Source organism: Corynebacterium sp. KPL2734 (genome assembly GCF_040225595.1).
Taxonomy (GTDB): Bacteria; Actinomycetota; Actinomycetes; order Mycobacteriales; family Mycobacteriaceae; genus Corynebacterium; species Corynebacterium rhinophilum.
Genome location: NZ_JBEHFO010000008.1, coordinates 73,218 through 95,453, shown reverse-complemented (window position 1 = coordinate 95,453; position 22,236 = coordinate 73,218). Strand labels below are relative to the sequence as shown.

The following is a 22,236-nucleotide window of genomic DNA, read 5'->3' as shown; positions in this document are numbered from 1 at the left end:
GGTTAATCCTCGCCGCGCTCTTGTTGCATGCGCCACCGGATGCCGGCTTCCAAGAAGCCGTCGATGTCCCCATCGAGCACCTTGGAGGGATCGCCCATTTCAAAATTGGTGCGTAGGTCTTTGACCATTTGGTACGGGTGCAAAACATAAGAGCGCATCTGGTTGCCCCAAGACGCATTTCCGCCGGCGCCGAGCGCATCGAGCTCCGCCCGCTCTTCTTGGCGCTTGCGTTCCAAGAGCTTCGCCTGCAAAACCCGCATGGCAGAGGCCTTATTTTGGATCTGTGACTTCTCGTTCTGGCAGGTGACCACGATGCCGGTGGGGATATGGGTCAGGCGCACCGCGGAATCGGTGGTGTTGACTGACTGTCCACCGGGGCCAGAGGAACGGTACACATCCACGCGCACCTCGTTATCTGGCACATCAATGTGGTCCGTTTGCTCCACTACGGGAAGGACCTCAACCTCTGCAAAGGAGGTTTGGCGCCGGCCCTGGTTATCAAAGGGCGAAAGGCGCACGAGGCGATGGGCGCCCTGTTCCACGGAAAGCTGGCCGTACATGTATTCCCCGTGCACCACGAAGGTGGCGGATTTAATGCCTGCTTCCTCGGCATAGGAAATATCGTAAATATCCACTTTGTGGTCGTGCTTTCCCGCCCAGCGGGTGTACATGCGCATGAGCATCTCCGCCCAATCGGCCGCGTCTACCCCGCCAGCACCCGACCGGATATTGATCACGGCCTCGCGCGGGTCATATTCGCCGGAGAGCATGGTTGTTACCTCGAGGGATTCGATGGCGCTTTCCAGCTCAGCAAGGTCTTCATCGGCAACGGAGACGGTACCTTCTTCCTCCGCAAGCTCGTACATCACCGGCATATCATCTAAGCGTCCGCGCAAGGATTCCAGTTTGCGGACCTTTGCTTGCGCTGAAGACAGCTCAGAGGTGACCTTCTGTGCGTGCTCGGGGTCATCCCACAGCGAGGGATCCCCAGCTTGGGCTTCCAATTCCCGAATGCGCGCAGCCAAGGCTTCCGGATCCATGACCTTTTCAATGGTGGTCAGGGTGGTGTCCAATTGCTTGAGCCGTGTAATTACTTCGGGACGCATAGGCCCCAATCTTACCCACCTCCCCCACAGAATTAGCCATTGGTTGGATTTAGGGCGACAATGGTGTGCATGGATCAAAAGCCAAGCTTGCAGGAGATGATCGATGCGGTCATCAAAACGTTTATTGTCGCGCATGCAGACGATGGGGATGCCCATTTGGCGCAGGCGCTTGTGTATAACGCTGGACGCTTGGCTTGGCGCTTGCGCGAGATGGGCGTCTCGGTTGAGCAGAAAACCTCTATTTCTGATGTGGTCACGGATGCGGACCGCGCCGCCGAGCGCTTCGTCGCTGGCGTGCTAGAGGCCGTGCGCCCCGAGGACGGTCTCGTGGGCGAGGAAGGCACCGCCCGCGAGTCCCAGTCCGGGCGCAATTGGGTCATCGATCCGGTCGATGGCACCTATAATTTCACCTCTGGCTCCGATTATTGGTGCTCAGCGCTCGCGCTTACCGATGCCTCCGGGGTCGCCCTCGGTGCCGTCCACCGCCCCGCCATGGGCTATACCTGGTTTGGCGGGCGCGATTACCCCACCTCGCTGGATGGCAAGGACGTCGCCAAGCTGGCAGATAAGCCCGCGGAAGAGATCTCACTCTCGTCCTACCTGCACCCCACGTCGCTCGCGGATCCAGAAATTCGTGCTGCATGGCAGCGGGTAACCGAAAACTTTGCTACAGTCCGTATGCTTGGTGCCGGTTCGGTGGACTTGGCCTCCGTGGCAGAAGGTACGTGGGGCGCTTGGATGCAGCACTCGGTAGCAGATTGGGATTGGTTCCCCGGCAAGGCTCTCATTGAGGCCGCCGGTGGTGCGGCCCGCAAGATAGAAGCCGGTGGCGTCGAGTGGTGCTTGGCCGGAAATAAACAAGTAGTTCAACAAATGGAGGAATGGCTCCGTGGGTAAATTCAAAGAAGACTTAGGTCTCGCGCTCGAGTTAGCCGGTCACGCCGATGTGGTCACGATGCACCGTTTCGAAGCCACCGACCTTTCCGTGAAGGAAAAGCCGGACCTGACCCCGGTTTCGGATGCGGATCTGAACTGCGAGAAGCACATCCGCGATTCGCTGAAGCGTTCCCGCCCGCGTGATGAGGTTTTGGGCGAAGAATTCGGCGGCCAGGCCTGCTACGAAGGCCGCCAGTGGGTTATCGATCCCATCGATGGTACCAAGAACTTCGTGCGCGGCGTGCCGGTATGGGCCACGCTTATTTCCCTGCTTGAGGACGGCGAACCGGTCGTCTCCGTGGTCTCCGCCCCTGCCCTGCGCCGGCGCTGGTATGCGGCTAAGGGCGCCGGTGCCTACCGTGTCTTTGGCGGCGAGCCAAAGCGCCTACACGTCTCCCAGATCGAAAAACTTGGGGACGCTTCCCTAGCCATGAGCTCGTTGACCGGCTGGTCCGAGCGAGGGTTGCGCGATAAATTCCTCAACCTCACGGATAAGACGTGGCGCCTGCGCGGCTACGGCGATTTCTGGTCCTACTGCCTCGTGGCAGAAGGCGCCGTCGATATCGCCACCGAGCCGGAGGTCTCCCTCTGGGATCTCGCCGCCCCTTCCCTGCTGGTTACCGAAGCCGGCGGCACGTTTACCGATCTTTCCGGCAATCCTGGGCCGCACGGCGGATCGGCCATTGCCTCCAATGGCCGCCTGCACAAGGCCGCATTGGAGATGCTGCAGGATTAAGGGTGGGCCGAAAGCTTCAATAACACCGGTTCACGGCGCCCGCCTTCGGCGCCAGAGCAGCCATCACTGTGCGAGCAGCTTCCGCAGCCGCCCGTGGGGCACGAGGACAGCGATTCGCGCACGAGCTGCGCGCTGTGTTCCAAGTGGGCGAGGATGACCTCCACGGTCCCCTGCCCTAATCCCGTTGCCCGGGCGATATCCGCGGGCGTGGAGTGACCGCCGCGGATCGCTTCTTTTACCTTGTCTGTAGGGCTCATAGGAATAACCTCAGCACTTGGAAGACGCCAACGGCCAAAACCCATGCCGTGACGAGCTGCAGCACAAAGCCGATGAGCGTCCACTTCCAGCCAATTTCGCGCCGCTGCGCGGCCACCGTGGCTACGCACGGCGTATAGGCCAAGAGGAAGACCATATACGCCCACACCGCGGCCAGCCCGTGCCCACCGGAGGCGGCGTCGAAGTCGCTGCGGATGTGATCGGCCAGCGAAGACTCGGCTTGTTCCTCAGGATCCGCATCCGTGACGTCATCGACGGCGTAGGTCTGCGCCCAGGTGGAAATCAGCGTTTCCTTCGCCACGAAGCCGGTAACCAGCGGGCCGGTCAGGGACCATGAATCGAAGCCTGCCGGCGCGAAGGCCGGGGATATCGCCTTTGAAACCGCGCCATACGCCGAGTCCTCCGGCGGGACGGCTTCCTCGTCAAAGGAATGCCCACCGGTAACTGGGATGGACATGAGCAGCCAAATGACCACCACCGTGGCCACGATGATGCCGCCTGCGGTGTGAAGAAATCCCTTCAAGCGCACCCACATAACCGAGACCGATAGTTTGAGCGTGGGCAGCTGATACGAAGGAAGGTCAATTACGAGCGCCTCGGACGGCATGGCGCGCCAGACCGTTTTCCGCAGCGTCAGGCCCACGGCAACCACCAAGGCGATGGATAAGACGTACATGCCAAAGACGGCCGATCCGGCGTGATCGGGGAAGAAGACCTGCGCCAGCATCATAAAGACGATGAGCCGCGCCGAGCACGAAGTAAACGGGATGAGCAGGCAGGTAAGGATGCGGTGGCGGACATCGCCAAGCACGCGCGTGGCCGAAATCGCTGGCACGTTGCAGCCATAGCCCACCACGATGGGGATAAAGGCCTTGCCGGGCAGGCCAATCGAGCGCATCACCCTATCGGTGACCACCGCCGCGCGGGCCATGTAGCCGGAATCCTCCAGCACGGCCAGGCACAGAAACATCAGCGCCAGCAGCGGGGCGAAGGTCAGGACCATGCCGACGCCGCCAATGAGGCCATCGACAAGCAGGCCCGTAATCAGCCAATGGTCGAGGCCAATGGCTTCCAGCCCGGCGCGGGCCGCGTCCGAGACCGGACCGGTAATAAGGTCCTCGAGCCCGTCCTGCATGGGCCCTGCCACCGTGGTGGTGATGAAGAAGACCGCCCACATCACCGCGAGGAAGAGCAGTGGGCCCACCACCGGGTGCAGCACCACGCGGTCGACGCGTTGGGTGAGGGTCTCACCTACCTCTACGCGGTGGACCGCGGCTTTTTCGGCGGCATCGAGATCCGCAAAGCGCTGGTCCAGGCCGGAATCCTGGCGGATGATGGTTGGCTCGGCGCGCATGGCCTGCGCCACGGTGGTTTCCAACCCGTCGAGGTTGCGCCGGCGCCGTCCATTAACGCTGACCACTGGCATGCCGGTAGCGCGGGAGAGCGCATCAGTATCGATGCTAATGCCCTGCTGCTCGGCCATATCTTCCTTGGTCACGCCGAGGATGACGCGGTACGGCTCGGCGGCGATTTGCAGCGCCAGGTTGAGCCCGCGGGCCGGGGCCGTTGCGTCCACGAGGACCACGACGACATCGGGGCGCTCGTCCGCTGGGCAGTCAATGAGCATCTGCTTGGTAAAGGCCTCGTCCGGGCTCATGGGGTCCAGGGAATAGGCGCCGGGCAGGTCGATGATGTCGAAAGCCTCTGGCTGCGCATTCCAGAGCCCGCGGCTAACCTCGACGGAGGTGCCCGGCCAGTTGCCGGTCTGGACCTTCGCACCGGTCAATGCGTTAAAGAGGGTGGATTTTCCGGAGTTGGGCGCGCCCACCAGCGCGAGCACCGGCGTGCCTTCCGCCGCTATCCGCATACTAGAGGTACTGTGGCAGCTTGCTGGGGCCGTGGAGTTATGTGCCATGGCTTATGCCTCCACCGGAATGACTTCGAGTTGGCGCAGCGTGTGCGCATCCACCGCGTAGCGGGCCGTGCCCACGGTGACTACGCGCGCACCGCCGGCGACGGTGCGGCCAATCTGCACGCGGGTGCCTGGGCGAAAGCCCAGCTCGCGCAGCCGTACGGCCAGTGCTGGTTGGGTCTCTATCGCGTTGTGCAGGCACTCAGCGGACAGTTCTACCACGGCATCGGTGGGTGCCTGATCCGCGCGCATGGACCCAGATTCTGGTGGGGTGGGATGGGATGAGGAAAAAGGTTTGTGCATGGGGGTAACCTCGGTTCAAACTTCGCGGTGAAAGCGTTATCCACAGCAGATATTGACTAACCCTAAGTGGGTAATAGGTAAGTCTCAGTTTAGTTTAGGCCGCTGGCTGCGAACAAGGATAGCCTGGGCTTTCCCCCACTTTGGCGGGGCGGATGCGCGTTATATAGCTATAGAAATAGCACATGAAAAAGCGCCCCGTGCGGCTCTCAAAGCCAAACGGGGCGCTATCTTCTTCGCACTTAAGCCTCAGGCAAGGTGAAGCCTGCGCCAACGCCACCGCGGCGGTTCATATCCGCCAGGACGGTATCCATGTTGGTAGCGGCGGTGGGGTTATGAACTGGGCCCTGCAGCGGGGTGCGGCACGGGAAGTTCACCGGGAGGAAGCCGCCGGAGATAGAACCAATGAGGCGGTCACCGGCAAGCAGCGGCGCGCCGGAATCGCCCATCATGGCGCAGACCTGGTTGACCTGGACGCTTTGCGCCTGCTGGTAGGTCATGCCGCAGGTCTTGCCGGTGGCAACGCCCTGCTTGCACACGGTCTCACCGGGGTTGACGGTCCCGCCCAGGGAGTTGACGGTAACCCCGTTGTAGGTGCGGGTGACCTCAGCGTTGGAGCCGAATTCGATCACCGAGTAATCCAGCGCAGCGTTCTTGGACACGATGGTGCCCGTCGGGCCAATGTGATCAGAATCGGCCGAGGTAATGGCATCGCCCTCGTTGCCGCAGTGCCCTGCGGTCAGGCCCACCTTGCGCCCGGCGGCGTCATTGCCGGCAACGCTCAAGGTGCACATGGTCTCACCATTGACGTAGATGGGGGTGCCAGGACCGTAGAGGGATTTGCCTTGGTTCATGGCCGCATCGGCTTCCTCAGGGATGCGCGGGGCATCGAACAAGGAGCCCGGCACGCGGTGCAAAACAAAGTCCGCATCGGGCTTGCCCGCAGCTACCTTGGAAAAACCATCATTTTTCCACTGGTAGTTGGGGTTATTGCCGAGGGGCTTTTGCTCTACCTGGGTAGCTTGTTCCAGCAGCCCGAAGGGATTCGGGTTCGTGGCCGGCTCCGCATACTGAGCCCCCTGCTGGACCTTATTCGCCACCGTATCGTGCGCGTTCTGCACCGCGGAATCTACGGTATCGGTGACCTGCTTATCCACCTCTGGGGTCTCAATGCCAAAGTCCGCGAGACCTTCGCGCACGTGGTTGATTAACCCTGCCGAGTCAATATCCGGTTGGGGCAACTCTTGGGCGCCTGCTGCCGGGGAGCCCAAGAAAAACGCACCAGCGAAAGCCGAGCCCACCAGGACTTTCTTTAGGTGCGGAATGCGAAGCATCAAAGTACCTTCTTTCAGTTGTCAAGATCGTGCTAGCTAAATCCTGACATGAATCTCGTGTGAAAGCAGCTCAGTCCTGTGACTGTTTCCAAGCCGTTACCGTTCTTTCAGGTTTCGGGGGTGATCACACTATTAATCCGTACCCAAAAACTTTTCGATGCCCTATTCTTCACCCCATGAGGTCCCCACAGATTAGCGCTGAGACTTAAGATGCCAGAGCCGTTTTCTTATTCCGATACCGCCGGATTTCCGCAGCTGCACATGAGCAGGGTCATCGACGCCGATTTCGATACCGCAGCCCACCGGCTCTTTCGCTGGGGCATCCAGCGCAGCGGCCTATTCCGCGTGAGCCCCACCCACCCAGTCGTACAAGAAGGCGCCGAGGTCACCATGGGCCTTGGCCCGTTTGATTTCCGCTGCCGCGTGGTCGAGACCTTCGCCGACGATGGCCGCTGCGGCTTTACCTACGGCACCTTGCCCGGACACCTCGAGCGCGGCGAGGAAACCTTTACCCTAGAGCGCCTGCGCGATGGGCGGACGCTGCTGCTTATCGATGCCACCTCCGAGCCCTTCCTCCCCTTCTTGCGCCCGCTTGTCGATATCCCCCGCCACCTCCTCATCCGCCGGTTCTACCTGCACGCGCTGGACTAGCACGACAGCACAAAAGGCCGCTGCCCCTCCCCCTACCGGAAAAGCAGCGGCCTACGCGTAGTTAACTACTTATGCTTCTCATCGAGGTTATCGCGAGCCTCGCGCACAACGTCTTTCACGCGGTCAAAGAAACCGCCCTTCTTACCGGAACCTTCCTGGTACTCCTGGGCCTTGTCTTCTACAAAGTCCTTCGCGCGGTTGATAGCCTCTTCAACGACATTGCCAGCCTCGGTGACCTTGTCCTTGAAGTCATCGAAATCGCCATCGGCATCCTGGGCTGCTCCGCCGCGGCACCGGCTCCGACAGCAGTAGCAGCTGCAGAGCCTGCTTTAATCTCATTGCCGTTCGCAACAGTGGGGGCAAGGTAAGTGAACTCATCGCGATCCACATCTACTTCGTACCCTAACGGGCGGGCAGTATTTTTAGCCATTGTTGTGTACTCCTTAATTAGATCTATTCTCTCCTATCCTGGCGTTCCAGAAAGTTAAGGTGCGTGCACGGGAGCCGGAATGGGAAATACCCAGCCACAATCCGGCTTCACCATTTCCAAACAATCTACTTGGAATGGTTCACACCAGCCCCGGCTGGTCATAGCTTCGTCGATCGGGCCCTTGGCCACAATGGTGCCATCCCTCATTCTCTCAATGCGGTCAACGTAACGCACGGCGTGAATCCTGCCCTAGTCGGCCATGAACACCGTCGGCACCCTCCGGCACAGCCGAATGCTGGGGCAAAAGGGCATTCCTTGGCAAACGAGCGCGCAGAAATACCCCTAGGGTCCTCCTGCCCATCGTTGCTGCTTTGGTCGGCGACAGAAAACCACGTTGGAAGGCCAGCTTGGACAACTAATCGCTGCAAAATTTTCCAAAGCGACCGCGTTTCTTCAAAAATCAGGCCCGAAAATGGACAAACGCGGTTGCTTTTAGACATTTCAGCGAACTAGGTATGCAGGGACACAAAACCAATTAATTGGTTGCATCCTCTAGCTTTACGCACCCGTGCCCAATGGCCGTTCTTGCACCGGAATAGATAAAGTCTGCAATCGCGATCTTCTTCGGAGCGCCCCTTAACTAAAGAGTGTGTCAGTCCCTTAGCGCGTTGGAAGGCATCTCCTACGGCACCCGTTGCAGGTGCGCTCACAGCTGCAGGCGGCTCGGAAGCTTGTCCGACCTAGCAGTTGAAGATACGGAGTTGTCAAAAGTTAAGTGTGCGGTTCGAGTCGACCTCGTGGCCTAGATCGTTTTCCATTACTACGTGTTCCTTTAAAGAGATTTATCTTCTTCCTTCTGGGGGTCCAAAAAGTTCAGGAGCATGAACGGAAATGGGTATAGGGAAGCGTCGACCGGTAGATGGATCAGTCATCTCTAGGCACTCAACATGGAAGGTTTCGCGTACGAGTTCAGCGGTCATAACTTCCTCGGTGGGCCCTTCGGCCACAATGCGCCCCTCACGCATGGCTACGATTCGATCGGCGTAGCGCGCGGCATGGACCATATCGTGGACCACCATGACCACCGTAGTCTCGGCACGGTTAAGATCTCGGATGAGGTCCAAGATGGACAATTGGTGCGCGGGGTCGAGGTAAGTAGTTGGCTCATCAAGCAAGGTAATTGGTGTTTCTTGTGCCAACGTCATAGCGAGGAAAACGCGCTGGCGCTGGCCGCCCGAAAGGTCTGCGGCGGGGGTATCAAGAAGCTCGCTCACCCCAGCACGTCTGGCTGCACGCTCTACCGCTTCATGATCTCCGGCCCGCATCGTTGCTAGCGCCCCCGTATAGGGATAGCGGCCGTAGCCGATGACGTCGCGCACTACTACACCTTCCGGGGCCACGGGGTGTTGTGGCAGGAAAGAAACCTCCCGGGCAAAAGCGCGCGAGGAATACTCGCTGATATCTTTTCCTGAGAGGTAGGCTGCGCCTGAGCTAGGTGTAAGTTGGCGGCCCAAGGTCTTGAGAAGCGTCGACTTACCGCAGCCATTTGGCCCGATAAGGGCAGTTACTTGACCGCTGGCTAAGTGGAGATTTACATTCTTGACCACATCTGGACCACCGTAGCCCACGGTTAATGCGCTACACGTCAGTGTCATGTCTAGCCTCCGTTTCGCACTCGGGTGAGCCGAGTCAATAAGAAAATGAAGTAAGGTGCGCCAATCAACGCGATGAGCGCACCGACGGGAATTTCCGTGGGCGCAAAGGCCCACCGGCCTACCGAATCGCATGCGGTGACAAGGACCGCGCCGCCGAGCGCCGCCACGGGTATTTGCCGGCGCAGATTCGTACCGACCACCAAACGGGCAGCATGTGGGACGATAAGCCCAGCGAACCCCAAGACCCCGGCCGCGGCGACCCCTGCGGCGCCGAGGATGACGGCCAAGGCGATGGCTACGAGGCGCCACGTCCGAGTCCTAACACCGATACCGGCCATGGTGGAATCATCCAGCGCCAGCATATCCAGGTGTTTTGCCACCACCATCGCAACGGTTAGGGCGAAAAGGATAAAGGGGGCGACAATAATGGCATCGCCAAGCGAGCGGGCGTAAAGCGAACCTTTCAGCCATGTCATGGCCGCGCCCGCTTCTGGGGCGGCACGCACCAGCAACAGTTCGGTGATTGCGCCCAGCCCAAAAGATACCGCTACCCCGGTAAGCGGCAGGCGTACCGGATCACTCGCCCCACGTCCAGCGAGGAGGAGAACCAGCGCAGTTCCCGCCAACGCGCCGATAAAGACAATAAAAGTCAACAAGTGGGCCGGCAGGGCACCTGCTCCCATGAGTACCGCAACGGCCGCGAGTCCACCGCCGGAGGTAATACCCACCGTATCTGGTGCAGCCAAGGGGTTGCGCAGCGCAGATTGCAATAGGCAGCCGGACACGGCCATGGCGACGCCTGCGCATATACCCACCAAGATCCGCGGGGCGCGGTACTTCCAGATGAGCGGCTCTCCGGTAACGAAGGCGGTGATCACCTCGCCCGGCGGTTTCATCACCGCACCGACGCCCATGCCGATGATTGCGCTCAACGCCAACGCCAGGATAAGTACTACTAGCACCCCAACAAATCTCTTATGCCGCATGCTTCCTCCTCCCCAGCGCATGGACGGACCACAACACTAATGGCATGCCAGCCAAAGAAGTCACGATGCCCACTGGGGTCTCGGCCGGCGCCCAGATTGCCTGGCCAATCAAATCGGCTACTAGGAGCACCGCCCCTCCAACAATTCCAGCCACGCACAGCCCCGTGCGGTGATGCGGACCACATACGCGCCACGCAACTGCTGCGGCCATTAACCCCAAGAACCCAATCGGCCCAGTCGCGGCCACCGCCGGAGCAATGAGCACTACCGCCGCCACAATGGCAGCCAACCGAATTCGCTCCGGCTTCGCGCCTACAGCACCGGCCACGGCATCACCAGCTACGAGTAAGTCCAATCTTTTCGCGCTGACTAAGGTCAAGGGCACCACGACCAGCACGGAAACCAGCACGGGGGTAATATCAACCAGGCGCACTCCGGCAAGCCGCCCAGAAAGCCATGACATCACCGTCGCCAGTTGAGCCTCATCGATCACTAGGAAAATGGAGGTCAAAGCGCTACACAGCGTGGAAACAGCAACGCCAACGAGCACCATGCGCTGGATCGCACCGCTCTTACCGACGCCCACAGTCACCCCCACAGCAATCCCTGCTCCCAACAGCGCACCGGGCAGCTGATCGACGCTCGAGGTTTCGCTTCCTATAAACATTGCGGTTGCGACTGCACCGAGTGCCGCACCGGAGTTCACACCAGTAATGGACGGATCGGCAAGCGGGTTCGCGGTGGCCGTGCGCAGCAATAGCCCACCCACGCCTAACGCGATACCAACCACCGTGGTAGCAAGGAGGCGGTCAAAAGCCACGCTATGTAGCTCTTCTTCCAGCCACGGGGCATCAACTGGCACCTGAACATGGCGAAGCCGCCACCACCACACGAACACGGCGGCAGCGGTGGCAAGGACCAAGCAGGAACCGGTTTTAGTTCGTAGTGCCACTACTTTTCAGCTGCAATAATGTCATCGAGCATGTGCTCGGCAGAAAGCGGCCCGCGGGCGCGTGACCAGATATCTTGGTCTACTTCTACGATGTCACCGCTCCCTTTGGCATAGGGTGTCTTCTTAAACGCATCGACGTCCTTGTACATAAAGACCCGGTCAGCCTTCATACCGGGGAGCTTATCGCCAGTCAGCTCCGCTACATCGGTCTTAGATTCGATGGATGACTTCTCACCTTCAAAGGCATAGTCATAGCCCACCTCACTCAGCAGGGACTGGGGGAAGGAAGGATTGACCCAAGTATAGAGCAGCTCGCTGGACCAACCGGCCACAACAGCACGGCTGCCTGGCTTTACCTTGTCCTTAGTCTGAGCGATCTTGTCCTCGATGCGCAGACGGACCTCTTTAGCCTTTTCCTCTTTGCCAAGCTTGGACGCGATCTCGTCCATCGAGTTCAGCACGTCCGAGTAAGTCTCATCTGAGTAGGATTCGGTATCCGCAATCTCTTCTAGCTGTGGCATAATATTTCCCTGACGGGTAGGGCTAGCCAGAATAAGATCTGGCTCCAAGGACTGGATAACCTCTAAGTTCGGTTGCTTGGCTTGGCCGACTGAGGTGGCCTGCTCCAGCTGACCCTTCAAGGTGGTCGGCGCATCCGACTTACCGATTTCCACGATTCCCACTGGGGCCACATCGAGAGCCTTGAGAATTTCCTCGTAGCGCCAATCGAGCGCTACAACTCGCTCGATCTTCTTATCTCCGTTCTCTTCCGTAGAAGAAGAATCAGAAGAACACGCTACAAGTCCTGCCCCTACAGCTAAGACGGATACGAACGCAAGAACTACACGCACTTTCGTGAAATATTTTAGCATAGCTTTACCTTAAGTTAATAAGGGTTTGCTGTCTAGGATTGATTACTTGTCTCGCCAATACCGACGATATAGCCACGTTATGAGCGCCATGAGACACCGAAGTGGCAGTGGCGTGGTGCACGTACGCATCCCCTTGTTTCTTCAACCCCTCGGCGCCGGAAAAGTTCATCGTTTGATGGAGGCACGCGAAAAGCATTCATATATGCATTGCTACCACTGTCATCGGACGTCACTACCTAGACCAAAACCAGCACTACTCAGCAGGGACGTAAATCCCTACAACGCTCTGATCTACCGCAGCTTCCAATTCCTGACGGCTAATCACGTATTTGCGGCCCAATTTTCCCCTCCAATGTAGAACTCGTCACCCTTGATAGCATTCAGATCCGCCACAACAGGAAGGGTTTAAGGAACCCCAATCGGGCCGATACGGTTGCGCGATGGGCGGACGCTGCTGCTTATCGATGCCGCCTCCGAGCCCTTCCTGCCCTTCTTGCGCCCGCTTGTCGATATCCCCCGTCGCCTGCTCATCCGCCGGTTCTACCTGCACGCGCTGGACTAGCACGACAGCACAAAAGGCCGCTGCCTCTCCCCCTACGGGAAAAGCAGCGGCCTACGCGTAGTTAATTACTTGCGCTTCTCATCGAGGTTATCGCGAGCCTCGCGCACAACGTCTTTCACGCGGTCAAAGAAACCGCCCTTCTTACCAGATCCTTCCTGGTACTCCTGGGCCTTGTCTTCCACGAAGTCCTTGGCGCGGTTGATGGCCTCTTCAACGACGTTGCCGGCCTCGGTGACCTTATTCTTCAGGTCATCAAAGTCATCGCGCTCATCATCTGCTACATCCTCTTCCGGCTGCTCCGGCGCGGTGCCGATGTGCTCTTGCTCGGCCTCGCCCACCACATGCTGTAAGGGCTCATAGTCCGCGTTATCCTCGTCCAACTGTTCTTGCAGATCAGGCTGCTCCGCCGCAGCGCCGACGTGTTCCTCATCCGCACCCGCGACGACGTGGTTCTTCGGCTCGTAATCGCTCTGGGTCGCGGCATCATTCTGCTCATCTGTGTTCGCCGTTACGGCGGCACCGGTAGCAGCAGTTCCAGCAGCTGCAACTCCTGCGGCGCCAGCTCCCGCTGCCGCAGCCTTGCCGGATTCAATCTTGTTGCCCTCGGCATCAGTGGATGCCAGGTAGGTAAACTTCTCGCGGTCCACGTCTACTTCGTGGCCAAGGGCGCGTGCAGTTTCTTTAGCCATTGCTTTGTACTCCTTAACTAGATCTATTTTCTCCTATCCTAGCGTTCCAGAAAGTTAAGGTGCGTGCACGGGGAACCGGAATTGGAAAACCGGAAGGCTCTTTTGTGATTTCGGTGTCCCTCCCTTCAGTGAGAGATACGGCTGAGCCTCGGGTTGTTCAAAACAACCGCGTTTCGCCAAAAATCGAGCCGAAAAGTGGACAAACGCGGTTGTTTTGGGCATTCCGCCGCCGCGCCAACACAACGTCGCGGTCGAAAAGGCTCTCACCCACGGAGTCGGCTGAACAACATTCGCTTACTTCACCGTGTCCACCACGCTTATGGCAACCACAGCCACCCGGCTCCCGCGCGGGACCGTGGTCCGCAAATGAAAGGTTAAGCTTGGGGATTTTGGCCTACCGAGGTTCTTCTTTAGGAATTCGCTTCTGCTTCCAGGACGAAAAGGTGTTTGCCCCAGCCAACAGCCGTGGCTGAAGAAATTAAAGTGCCGCTATCAGCGGTAGCAGCGCTGACATCGTCCTGAGTCGGCACCTTGGTGCCGAACATCGAAAGCCTCACCATGTCCTCTTCATAGGAATGCTCATCGCCGCCGGTTTCCTCGAGAACCTCAGAAAGGATATAGGCCCGACGGAACGCATCCCCGTGAGTTGCCCGACCTAATTGGGCAGCCACCTCATTGCCACCAAAGACGCTCCAGGGATCAATGAAAATTACATCAGTTGCCCACGCATAGTCCGCCTCGGTGGGGTTGAAGCCGCTTCCGTCGCCACTCGTTTCACATCGTTCACGAGAAGCTCCTGCGATTTCCCCTAGTACTGTTTCCGAGGGCGCATCGGTAATAATCCGGCTCTGGGCCTGCTCACATCGCCGGAGAATTTCATCCGCATATACTGCACCTCCCTGGCCAATGATGAGAACACGAGCGGTGTCATCCAAGTGCTGCTGCAGCGCCTGTGCAGCGGATGGAGCAGTCCACCCAGCGCTCACATTCTTTTGCTCAAAGCGCTCGGCGGCGAGTTGTGGGTCACGGCTCACATATTCTGACCATGGCAAACCCCTTTCGCCTTGCGGTGCCGACTCACCGGTACGAAGACTGTGTTCAAGGCGCATCAGCGCCATCGCCTCAAGATGCGCGGGCCCGCTTAGCCAACGCACCACATTTGAATCTGGGTCCGCCAGTTCCGTTCCCATTGCGGTCAAGGCGAGGGTGGTTTCGCTAACTTCGACAAGTTCAAGAGCCGCCAGGTAACGGATAAACCTCCGCAACGCCTCCTCGTGAAGATCTTTTGCAGCAGCGAGGGCAGGAACAGTATTGGCACCCGCATCGATCTCTTGGAATAGGCCTAAACGTACGGCAGTGCGGAGCGCAAAGGCTGAATTCAGCTCAGCCAAATCGTGGATATTGTGCAAGACACTATTGCTACTGCTCGTTGCGCTTTCTTTGCCGTCTTTCCGGCTAGTGCGCCGCCAGTATCCTGTAATCTCCTGATGCTCAGGGGCAATTCCGGAAACCTTGAACAAACGTCGCAGTGTTTTCAGCCGGGAGGCCTCCCCCGCCGCCCACACGTATGCTTCGCCACTAGGCAATTGTGAATCAGCGCTCTCTTCAAAGAGCGCACTAGACTTTTCTACGAAGCCCTCGCCCTGGTCACGTATCGCCCAGTGGATCTGTACTGAATCCGGAATATCTAAGTCTTGAATATCAGCGCTTGTCGGAACCTCTACCACCGCAATCGCATCATGCCCAGACGGGAGCGATTCCAGGCAGCGGCCGATGGCTGGGAGCGCAGTCTCGTCTCCTGCCAAGAAAAGCCAATCGGTGTGCGTGGGTAACTGTGCACACGACTTCGGGCCTGCCACAAAAATGGGGTCACCGATGCGGACACTCTGTGACCAGTTTTCGGCCAAGCCCTCACCATGGCGCGCAAAATCAATTGCTAATCGCCCGTTTACAGCGTCAAAGTAGCGAACCGTGTATGTGCGGAATAGATTTTTAACGGCTTCTGGCCACAGGAGGTTGCCATCGTTTTGGGCGATTGGGTGCGGCCGCTCTCCAGTTTCCGGATCTGGGAAGATGAGCCGAACGTCGTCATCAAAACCATGGCTTAACAATGAAGGGACGGAAATACCATCGCGTTCGTGCTCCTGGAGCTGTTCCCCGCTAAGCGTAATACGCCGCATGGCTGGCGATATATCTTCGATGTTTTCCACATATAATTCCCGGTAAGAAATCGGATAGATTTCCCTGCTCCGACTGTTCCTTGGCATATTTGAGACCATTCCCCTCTCGGTCTAGATGGCTTTTAATTCACTTTGTTCGATGGCCTATTTTCTTATTAAGTTTTGCCGATACTGTGCACGCCTTTCCCAGCCCTAAGCATTTTCCGGCCCACCTACACACCTTTTAGTGCAGTCATCGTGCTGCGCCGGTGAGCGAAGATGCGGAAAGCCTGACGCTGGTTTTCCGTGCCGGAAAGGCAAGAACGGACGCACCACTACCTTTGATGCAGTCCATTGAAGAGAACGCCTTCCGATAAATCGGAAGGCGTTCATGACAACCTGCTGCAAAGGAGCGGGCCCTATCTAGCAAGTATCGGAGCCGTGCGGACCTTGACTACTTTCCAACTTTTTCCAGCGTCGGCATTGTCTTGTCCAGCACCCAAGCTCGGCTCAGGCTCGTCGGGTTGTTGAGTCCAGCGACGACCGCCTCGTCACCAGCGAGAGTCGCACCGGAATTCACCTGCGGCAAATCTTTGTATCCCGGAGTATTTTCAACTTCTTCGATTGAGCCGGTGCGGTTATAAATAACCATAAAATCAGCGGCCAGGTAGGATACGTTTTCCGGAGAAAGCGTGACGCGGCCTTTATCAACTGGAACCGTACCGTCAGTCAGCTTATCCGGGAACTTCATGCCCAAATCGTAGATGAAGGATGCACCCGGATCCTCAGGGTCTGCAACGGCACCAAAGGATCCCTGGGCGAATTGAGAAACAATGCCGATTTTACCCGCGAGGTTCGGCAATTTTTCCTTCACGTCAGCGAAACGCTTCTGATCCTCATCGATGGCTTTCTTCGCTTCGGATTCCTTATTAAAGATCTTACCCAAAGCTTCTAACTGTGCCTCCCAGCCAATCCCCTCGCCCTTATCGGAGATGCCGCCGAGAGTCGGTGCGATTGCAGACAATTCTTTGTAATTATCCTCAGATATTGTCCAGTAATCCCCAACGATAAAGTCGGGTTCGATTGCCGCAATTTGTTCCTGGGGCAAAGTCTTGAAGTCTGCCTGATCGATCACCTTGACACCATCGAGCTTCCCCTCGCGCCAGGGTGAGTTCTTATCTTTTGCATTCTGCACGACGGCTGCTGGTTTAACTCCAAGTTCCAGCAGGTTATCAACAGCCGGCCCCACGGCAACCACGTTCTGCGGGTTGACCGGATACGTATCCGTTCCCCGTGCGTGCTCAATGGTCACGTCTTCTGCAACCTCGGAGGTTGTTGCTGCTTCATCGGTTGAATCGTTCGACGAGCATCCTGACAAAACCAATCCAGCACAGATAGCGGCTGCGATAACTGACTGTACTCTCCTCTTTACTGCCATCCCTTTTCCTTAAGTCGGTTTCCTGAAGTTGTCCTCGACGTTTTTCACTGGATTTCCCACAGACCCGCAGGCAACTTTTAGATTAGGTTAGCTTTACCTACATCAAACTGCAATAGTGTTCCACCACAAATCAGCACAATATGCCATTAACCAGCCTTATCTAGGCGGAAAATTATTCCCGTAAAGAATGCGCCTTTATCTGCGGCCCGAAGACGAAATGTGCTTCTACAACCACTTCTCCACCCCTAAAGCGTTCGACATCAATCTATCCAACAGTATTAGGGTTGACTAACCTAACCTGCGGCGCATATATTTGTGTCACACCTAACACTTCCCGGATTGTCAATGACGCTTAACCGCGCAAATTCAGTCGCTAGCTCAGCGTGAGCCACAAGTGGGAACAGGAACTTTTCTACTGATCACCATGAGTATTCATTCCAGTTTCAGCATTAACAGCGCCCATGTGCCTCGAAGCCGCACCTATTCGCGACGCGTTGCGGGACTCATACTATGTTTGGCGCTGCTCGTCCTTGGAGTTTGCTTGAGTATCGCTGTCGGAGCTAGAAGTATTCCACTAACCGATGTCATATCTGCTCTCAGAGAAGTTCCTTCGCACCGTGAAACTGCTCTGAACTTTGAACAGCGCGTACTCTTCGAGCTCCGTGTACCGAGAACATTGATCGCAATCGTAGTGGGCGCATCTCTCGGAGTAGCTGGTGCATTGATTCAAGGCCACACACGAAACCCGCTCGCAGATCCAGGCATTCTTGGGGTCAACGCTGGTGCCGCTTTGGCCGTGGTTTCCAGCTTCGCACTCTTTGGCTCAATCAGTATGTTTGCAACAACTGTGGCTGCATTCTTGGGCGCGATAAGTGCAACCATCATTGTCTTCGGCCTGGGACGCATCAATGGAGGCAATGCTAGTCCGCTCACTCTTACGCTTAGTGGCGCAGCCTTGTCTGCCGTGTTGAATTCGATCACTACAGGCCTCATTCTGGCAGAAGAAGCCAACCTGGACCGCATGCGTTTTTGGACCGTAGGTTCGGTAGCGGGTCGAGGTCTAGACATCTTTTGGGGAGTACTTCCATTTGCAGTCTTGGGCATCGTCTTAGCCCTTGCTTCTGCGCCGTCTCTAAATCTACTCAGCCTCGGAGACGATGTGGCTCAAAGTCTCGGTGTTCGAACCGATCGGACTCGTCTCTTAGGTATGGTCCTAATCTCTTTGCTTGCGGGGGCTGCGACCGCTATGGCAGGACCAGTTGGGTTCATTGGCTTGATAGTGCCGCACTTGGTACGTGCTATCACGGGTCCTGACTATCGGTGGATTTTGCCGTATTCTGCCCTATTAGGTGCCACGCTACTGGTGCTAGCTGACGTCATTGGCCGAATCATCACACGTCCAGGCGAGTTACCAGTAGGAATCGTCGTCGCTTTTATTGGCGCTCCATTATTCTTCGTGCTTGTCTTCCGGCGGAAGGAGGTAGCGCTATGAATAGTCACCGCAATTCCGTCCCCGGCCGCCCTGCCTTCCGCATTGGCACAAAACTATTAGAGCTCTCAGTTGTTTGGCGCCCGTGGCAGTTATCTACCACTTTCATTCTCGCTGTGCTGGCTCTACTTCTTGTGCCTTTTTCTATCATGCTGGGAGATTATCCAATTTCTTTCGGCCGAATACTGGAAGTTATTGTCAGCGGCCAAGGCACTCGACTGGAGAAACTAGTAGTCTTCGAATGGCGAATGCCGCGTGCTCTCACTGCGCTTACAGTAGGTTGTGCTCTTGGTCTCGCTGGAGCTTTAACACAATCGGTAACCAGAAATCCGCTCGCCAGTCCTGACATTTTAGGCATAACCGCCGGCGCCTCAGCAATGGCGGTTACGGTTATCGTCTTCGGCTCGGGTACCGGCATCATAGGCTGGTTGGCCGGCATCGGAGTCCCATTGGCCGCTTTTATCGGAGCAGTCAGTACAAGCGTCGTCGTGTGGATTCTTTCCTGGAAAGGAGACGCAAACCCATTCAGGCTCGTGCTCTCGGGCATAATCATTACCTCGCTGTTGTCTGGTTACATCAGCTTCGCCATGATTCGTGCCCAATTGCACGATGCCTCCGTCGCTCAATTTTGGCTGACTGGCTCACTAGAACGAGCAAATTGGACGACTACTTTTCCAGTAGCCATTGCAATAATAATGTCTGCGCCATTGCTCGGATGGGTTAGTTACCAACTACTGCCCACGGCGCTCGGCACAGACATGGCACAGGCACTCGGTTCTCGTGTCAATGCGGTGCAATTCTCCGTACTTATACTCGCCGTAGCATTAACTGCCGTTGCGGTCTCCGCAGCAGGCCCCATTGGCTTTGTAGCCTTTGTCGCTCCCCAATTAGCACTTCGTATCTGCCGTACCGCAACACCACCGCTGCTAGCCTCCGCCTTTACTGGAGCGATTCTTTTACTCGGCGCAGACGTCGTCATTCATGCTCTGTTGGGGATCGAGCTTCCTGTTGGAATCGTTACTTCGATAATTGGGGGCCTGTTTTTACTCTATTTACTCGTCCAGCAAAATCGGAAGGTCCAATCAGTTTAATGTCTGACCCATTAATCACTTCGCGCACAGCAATTACGGCATCAAACCTCACTGTAGGATACGCGCGCAACACTCCGATCCTTGAAAATATTGATGTAGAGCTCCCCAAAGGCAAAGTTACTACGATTGTTGGTCCCAACGGGTGCGGAAAATCAACCCTCTTACGCAGCCTCGCAAGGCTGTTACCCATAGAAAGTGGCACCGTAATGTTAGGTGAGCGCGATATCACTGAGCTTCGCCGAAAGGATGTGGCCACAAAAATTAGTGTGCTGCCACAGGCTCCCATTGCGCCAGAGGGTTTACTTGTATCCGATCTTGTCGCTCGCGGGCGCCATCCACATCAATCATGGCTGCGCCAATGGTCAGCATCGGATGAGCAGGAGGTTTATTCCGCGCTCACACAAACCGGCTCCCTGCAATTTGCTGAACGCTCCATTAATGAGCTTTCCGGTGGCCAACGCCAACGAGTGTGGATTTCCATGGTTCTAGCTCAAGACACAGAGATTATGTTCCTCGACGAGCCCACAACATACTTAGATTTGGCGACGTCCATCGAAATTCTCGAGCTCATTCGTTCGCTGCGAACTAAGCTGGGGCGCAGCATCGTTATGGTTTTGCATGACCTCAACTTGGCTATTCGATATAGCGACCATTTGATTGCAATGAACCAAGGTAAGATTCTTATAACTGGGACCCCCAAGGAGATCATTTCTCCTCAATTACTTCTCACCGCATTCAACTTAAACGCCTTAGTTATTGAAGATCCGGTTACAGGAGGCCCACTCGTTGTCCCCTCTGGCGCTAATATCTAGCTACGCCGCACCCCCATGCACGCCTACAATTCGCGGCGGGCTTAGATCGAAAATATAAAAAGACCTTCACCCGTGCTTTCCACTGGTGAAGGTCTAAAAATTGGAGACAAAAGCTGAGTTGGAAACCACTGCCTCCAATTAAAGGAGCTTCGAATACTTATACGTGAGCCAAAAGAGTGTTAGCAATGTACTCGGAGCCTGCATCCGACGGATGAATACTCATGTTGTAGTTCGGCGTCGTGGTATCAATCAAGCCAGCGACCCAACGCTCGGCATCTGGAGCACACGTATCATGGCCGCGAGCGCCATCAATCATGTCAACGTAGGTTGCCCCAATTGAATTAGCTGCCTCAATTTGGTTATCACGGTTCCAATTTTCGACATCCCGCAGGATTGGGACGTAAATACCGCCCGGGCGGTTCGGGATCACATTGACCGCGCAGAGCGTTGCGTGTTCACGATCCACGGTAGGTAGTGCGCCCGATACAACGATCTTTGCTCCCGGTGCTGCGCGGTGAATCTTATCGCCAGCTTCCCGCAGACGGTTCACATAGTTATCGTGGACGTTTTTCGGGACATCCGGAGACCTCTTCAACACATCGAAGTTATACGGACCGTAGTCATTCATTCCTACAGCGATGACGACGGTGGAGTCATTGCGGATGTCGCCATTGGCAATAGCCCGGTCCAAGCGTTGATTCATGGTATTGGACGTCTGAGCGGTGCAGGACCAATCAGCCAGTGGTCGATTCGTCTTTGCGGCTAGCTTCCGCGGCCAGTTATTAGGCGCCTGAAGGCACCCCTCGCGCTGGGGGTAATTATCGGTTGCGCCAGGAACCCCGCGGAAGGTATTTCGGACTTGGTCAGGGTTGGCGGAGTAGGAGTCTCCGAGCGTAACGAGATTACCGGTCGGTGCGGCTGACGCGACACCGGAAAGACCTGTAGCGAGCATGACTGCTCCGCAAGCTGCAGCAATGTATTTGCTCACAAGGCGCATATTTGCGTTCCCTTTCAATCAAAAAATGAGTTACTTTTCTAGCCGTCCGATAGATAACTGCTCGTATTAAGAGTGTCATTGGCATCGATATACACAATTTATAAATAGCACCCATCGGCGAACATGTTTACGGCTATAACTATAGCGAACCCGCCCAGTGGATGCATACTTTCATACTTTTATCTCAATCCATTAGTATTTTCACTCGCGCTTCTCACGAAACTCCAGAATAAATAATTTATTTTCAATATAAGTGCGATCTATCACTACTGGAGACTGCAACATTACAATTTGGGAGTTTCTGGTAGGAAGTTACCGCACTTTTACTCTCATTTTAATTCCCAAATCCAGTCGCGAGATCCAAATCATATGCATCGGTCCCACATGTACCTGTAGCCCGCCAAAACGGCTGATGTAGTTTCGGTAGCTTCTGAGGAATCTGCAGACCCGCCCTCGGTCCACCAGCCTTCTTTGGCAACGGTTTCCCAACCGAATACTCACACTTCATAGGAATCAGAAAAGGACCCATGAAATGACAAAAGGTGCCCAGCCGATGACACAACACCAAACAACACGTTTTCTCGTTTAACCCTGTCGTCTAGGCCGCATTCAGCTCCACAAGGCATAAATAAAAGCCCTGACCAGAACTTAATCTGGTCAGGGCCTGGAAGTTGGTAGCGGGGGCAGGATTCGAACCTACGACCTCTGGGTTATGAGCCCAGCGAGCTACCGAGCTGCTCCACCCCGCGTCGAGATGACTTCCATCATCTACGCTTGAACAGTTCATTAATACTTAATGTATTCGCTCTGTCCCGGCGACTTCTGTAACTATACAGACAGGAAGGCACCTACC

General features: G+C 56.5%; 21 protein-coding genes and 1 tRNA gene. 8 read left to right on the top strand and 14 right to left on the bottom strand.

Features of this window, described 5'->3' with window-relative positions:
- Positions 1–2: 2 nt before the first annotated feature.
- The gene (prfB, locus tag ABRP88_RS07105; RefSeq protein WP_005277601.1) at positions 3–1,106 is read right to left on the bottom strand and encodes a peptide chain release factor 2; all 1,104 of its coding nucleotides are present in this window, start codon (positions 1,104–1,106) and stop codon (positions 3–5) included.
- A 60-nt stretch (positions 1,107–1,166) separates the two neighbouring features.
- On the opposite strand from prfB, the gene ABRP88_RS07100 reads away from it, so the two are divergent.
- Together ABRP88_RS07100 and hisN are read left to right on the top strand one after the other, a co-directional pair.
- Positions 1,167–2,003, top strand: a complete 837-nt coding sequence (locus ABRP88_RS07100) for an inositol monophosphatase family protein (RefSeq protein WP_284849907.1) — start codon at positions 1,167–1,169, stop codon at positions 2,001–2,003.
- Positions 1,996–2,778, top strand: coding sequence for a histidinol-phosphatase (gene hisN / locus ABRP88_RS07095; RefSeq protein ID WP_349836756.1), 783 nt, complete (start codon positions 1,996–1,998; stop codon positions 2,776–2,778). The genes ABRP88_RS07100 and hisN overlap by 8 nt, the downstream gene beginning before the upstream one ends.
- On the opposite strand, the gene ABRP88_RS07090 is transcribed toward hisN, so the two are convergent.
- From ABRP88_RS07090 to ABRP88_RS07075, 4 genes are all read right to left on the bottom strand, one after another.
- Entirely contained in the window at positions 2,775–3,035 is a 261-nt protein-coding gene (locus ABRP88_RS07090; RefSeq protein WP_005277598.1) for a hypothetical protein, read from the bottom strand. The genes hisN and ABRP88_RS07090 overlap by 4 nt on opposite strands.
- Positions 3,032–4,969: a ferrous iron transport protein B gene (gene feoB, locus ABRP88_RS07085; RefSeq protein WP_349836754.1), complete on the bottom strand. Its 1,938-nt coding sequence runs from the start codon at positions 4,967–4,969 to the stop codon at positions 3,032–3,034. Before feoB ends, ABRP88_RS07090 begins: the two co-directional genes overlap by 4 nt.
- 3 nt (positions 4,970–4,972) lie before the next feature.
- Positions 4,973–5,269 carry a FeoA family protein gene (locus ABRP88_RS07080; RefSeq protein WP_349836753.1) on the bottom strand — a complete coding sequence of 99 codons (297 nt, stop codon included), beginning with the start codon at positions 5,267–5,269 and terminating at the stop codon, positions 4,973–4,975.
- A 239-nt stretch (positions 5,270–5,508) separates the two neighbouring features.
- Positions 5,509–6,600: a S1 family peptidase gene (locus ABRP88_RS07075; protein ID WP_349836751.1), complete on the bottom strand. Its 1,092-nt coding sequence runs from the start codon at positions 6,598–6,600 to the stop codon at positions 5,509–5,511.
- 210 nt (positions 6,601–6,810) lie between these two features.
- On the opposite strand from ABRP88_RS07075, the gene ABRP88_RS07070 reads away from it, so the two are divergent.
- Together ABRP88_RS07070 and ABRP88_RS07065 are read left to right on the top strand one after the other, a co-directional pair.
- Positions 6,811–7,251: a DUF1990 family protein gene (locus tag ABRP88_RS07070; RefSeq protein ID WP_349836749.1), complete on the top strand. Its 441-nt coding sequence runs from the start codon at positions 6,811–6,813 to the stop codon at positions 7,249–7,251.
- Positions 7,252–7,322: 71 nt separating this feature from the next.
- A complete protein-coding gene (locus ABRP88_RS07065; protein ID WP_349836747.1) occupies positions 7,323–7,619 on the top strand; it encodes a hypothetical protein in 297 nt (98 codons plus the stop codon).
- A gap of 904 nt (positions 7,620–8,523) precedes the next feature.
- On the opposite strand, the gene ABRP88_RS07060 is transcribed toward ABRP88_RS07065, so the two are convergent.
- From ABRP88_RS07060 to ABRP88_RS07045, 4 genes are read right to left on the bottom strand one after another with little or no spacing between them, the layout of a single operon-like run.
- Entirely contained in the window at positions 8,524–9,336 is an 813-nt protein-coding gene (locus tag ABRP88_RS07060; protein WP_349836746.1) for an ABC transporter ATP-binding protein, read from the bottom strand.
- A 2-nt stretch (positions 9,337–9,338) separates the two neighbouring features.
- Entirely contained in the window at positions 9,339–10,322 is a 984-nt protein-coding gene (locus tag ABRP88_RS07055) for a FecCD family ABC transporter permease (RefSeq protein ID WP_349836744.1), read from the bottom strand.
- On the bottom strand, positions 10,312–11,244 hold the full coding sequence (locus ABRP88_RS07050; RefSeq protein WP_502879877.1) for a FecCD family ABC transporter permease: 933 nt from the start codon (positions 11,242–11,244) through the stop codon (positions 10,312–10,314). Before ABRP88_RS07050 ends, ABRP88_RS07055 begins: the two co-directional genes overlap by 11 nt.
- Before the next feature lie 29 nt (positions 11,245–11,273).
- Positions 11,274–12,146 (bottom strand): ABC transporter substrate-binding protein, encoded by an 873-nt coding sequence (locus ABRP88_RS07045; RefSeq protein WP_349836743.1) that lies wholly within the window; start codon positions 12,144–12,146, stop codon positions 11,274–11,276.
- A gap of 433 nt (positions 12,147–12,579) precedes the next feature.
- Here ABRP88_RS07045 and ABRP88_RS07040 point away from each other — a divergent pair, with 433 nt between their 5' ends.
- The gene (locus ABRP88_RS07040; protein ID WP_255632095.1) at positions 12,580–12,708 is read left to right on the top strand and encodes a hypothetical protein; all 129 of its coding nucleotides are present in this window, start codon (positions 12,580–12,582) and stop codon (positions 12,706–12,708) included.
- Between the two features lie 65 nt (positions 12,709–12,773).
- Here the strand turns inward: ABRP88_RS07040 and ABRP88_RS07035 are convergent, their stop codons facing one another.
- The 3 genes from ABRP88_RS07035 to ABRP88_RS07025 form a co-directional block, all read right to left on the bottom strand.
- Positions 12,774–13,397 (bottom strand): kinesin, encoded by a 624-nt coding sequence (locus ABRP88_RS07035; RefSeq protein WP_349836742.1) that lies wholly within the window; start codon positions 13,395–13,397, stop codon positions 12,774–12,776.
- A 410-nt stretch (positions 13,398–13,807) separates the two neighbouring features.
- Positions 13,808–15,607: a siderophore-interacting protein gene (locus ABRP88_RS07030; RefSeq protein ID WP_349836741.1), complete on the bottom strand. Its 1,800-nt coding sequence runs from the start codon at positions 15,605–15,607 to the stop codon at positions 13,808–13,810.
- Between the two features lie 403 nt (positions 15,608–16,010).
- A complete protein-coding gene (locus tag ABRP88_RS07025; protein ID WP_349836740.1) occupies positions 16,011–16,994 on the bottom strand; it encodes an ABC transporter substrate-binding protein in 984 nt (327 codons plus the stop codon).
- 424 nt (positions 16,995–17,418) lie between these two features.
- Here ABRP88_RS07025 and ABRP88_RS07020 point away from each other — a divergent pair, with 424 nt between their 5' ends.
- The 3 genes from ABRP88_RS07020 to ABRP88_RS07010 are packed head-to-tail and all read left to right on the top strand — an operon-like array spanning position 17,419 to position 20,386.
- Positions 17,419–18,486, top strand: coding sequence for a FecCD family ABC transporter permease (locus tag ABRP88_RS07020; RefSeq protein WP_349836739.1), 1,068 nt, complete (start codon positions 17,419–17,421; stop codon positions 18,484–18,486).
- Complete coding sequence (locus ABRP88_RS07015; RefSeq protein ID WP_284796857.1) at positions 18,483–19,574, top strand: FecCD family ABC transporter permease; 1,092 nt, start codon at positions 18,483–18,485, stop codon at positions 19,572–19,574. Before ABRP88_RS07020 ends, ABRP88_RS07015 begins: the two co-directional genes overlap by 4 nt.
- Complete coding sequence (locus ABRP88_RS07010) at positions 19,574–20,386, top strand: ABC transporter ATP-binding protein (protein WP_284785015.1); 813 nt, start codon at positions 19,574–19,576, stop codon at positions 20,384–20,386. The genes ABRP88_RS07015 and ABRP88_RS07010 overlap by 1 nt, the downstream gene beginning before the upstream one ends.
- 157 nt (positions 20,387–20,543) lie before the next feature.
- On the opposite strand, the gene ABRP88_RS07005 is transcribed toward ABRP88_RS07010, so the two are convergent.
- Positions 20,544–21,374, bottom strand: a complete 831-nt coding sequence (locus tag ABRP88_RS07005; RefSeq protein WP_284769998.1) for a GDSL-type esterase/lipase family protein — start codon at positions 21,372–21,374, stop codon at positions 20,544–20,546.
- A gap of 681 nt (positions 21,375–22,055) precedes the next feature.
- A tRNA-Met gene (locus ABRP88_RS07000) sits at positions 22,056–22,132 on the bottom strand.
- Between the last annotated feature and the right edge of the window lie 104 nt (positions 22,133–22,236).

Excerpts from the sequence above, each read along its gene's own strand:
- ABRP88_RS07015 (WP_284796857.1), top strand. The coding sequence starts at position 18,483 with ATGAATAGTCACCGCAATTCCGTCCCCGGCCGCCCTGCCTTCCGCATT.
- ABRP88_RS07055 (WP_349836744.1), bottom strand. The coding sequence starts at position 10,322 with ATGCGGCATAAGAGATTTGTTGGGGTGCTAGTAGTACTTATCCTGGCG.
- ABRP88_RS07035 (WP_349836742.1), bottom strand. The coding sequence starts at position 13,397 with ATGGCTAAAGAAACTGCACGCGCCCTTGGCCACGAAGTAGACGTGGAC.
- ABRP88_RS07070 (WP_349836749.1), top strand. The coding sequence starts at position 6,811 with ATGCCAGAGCCGTTTTCTTATTCCGATACCGCCGGATTTCCGCAGCTG.
- feoB (WP_349836754.1), bottom strand. The coding sequence starts at position 4,969 with ATGGCACATAACTCCACGGCCCCAGCAAGCTGCCACAGTACCTCTAGT.
- ABRP88_RS07065 (WP_349836747.1), top strand. The coding sequence starts at position 7,323 with ATGCTTCTCATCGAGGTTATCGCGAGCCTCGCGCACAACGTCTTTCAC.
- ABRP88_RS07045 (WP_349836743.1), bottom strand. The coding sequence starts at position 12,146 with ATGCTAAAATATTTCACGAAAGTGCGTGTAGTTCTTGCGTTCGTATCC.
- ABRP88_RS07080 (WP_349836753.1), bottom strand. The coding sequence starts at position 5,269 with ATGCACAAACCTTTTTCCTCATCCCATCCCACCCCACCAGAATCTGGG.
- ABRP88_RS07020 (WP_349836739.1), top strand. The coding sequence starts at position 17,419 with ATGAGTATTCATTCCAGTTTCAGCATTAACAGCGCCCATGTGCCTCGA.
- prfB (WP_005277601.1), bottom strand. The coding sequence starts at position 1,106 with ATGCGTCCCGAAGTAATTACACGGCTCAAGCAATTGGACACCACCCTG.
- ABRP88_RS07090 (WP_005277598.1), bottom strand. The coding sequence starts at position 3,035 with ATGAGCCCTACAGACAAGGTAAAAGAAGCGATCCGCGGCGGTCACTCC.
- ABRP88_RS07025 (WP_349836740.1), bottom strand. The coding sequence starts at position 16,994 with ATGGCAGTAAAGAGGAGAGTACAGTCAGTTATCGCAGCCGCTATCTGT.
- ABRP88_RS07075 (WP_349836751.1), bottom strand. The coding sequence starts at position 6,600 with ATGCTTCGCATTCCGCACCTAAAGAAAGTCCTGGTGGGCTCGGCTTTC.
- ABRP88_RS07010 (WP_284785015.1), top strand. The coding sequence starts at position 19,574 with ATGTCTGACCCATTAATCACTTCGCGCACAGCAATTACGGCATCAAAC.
- ABRP88_RS07100 (WP_284849907.1), top strand. The coding sequence starts at position 1,167 with ATGGTGTGCATGGATCAAAAGCCAAGCTTGCAGGAGATGATCGATGCG.
- ABRP88_RS07060 (WP_349836746.1), bottom strand. The coding sequence starts at position 9,336 with ATGACACTGACGTGTAGCGCATTAACCGTGGGCTACGGTGGTCCAGAT.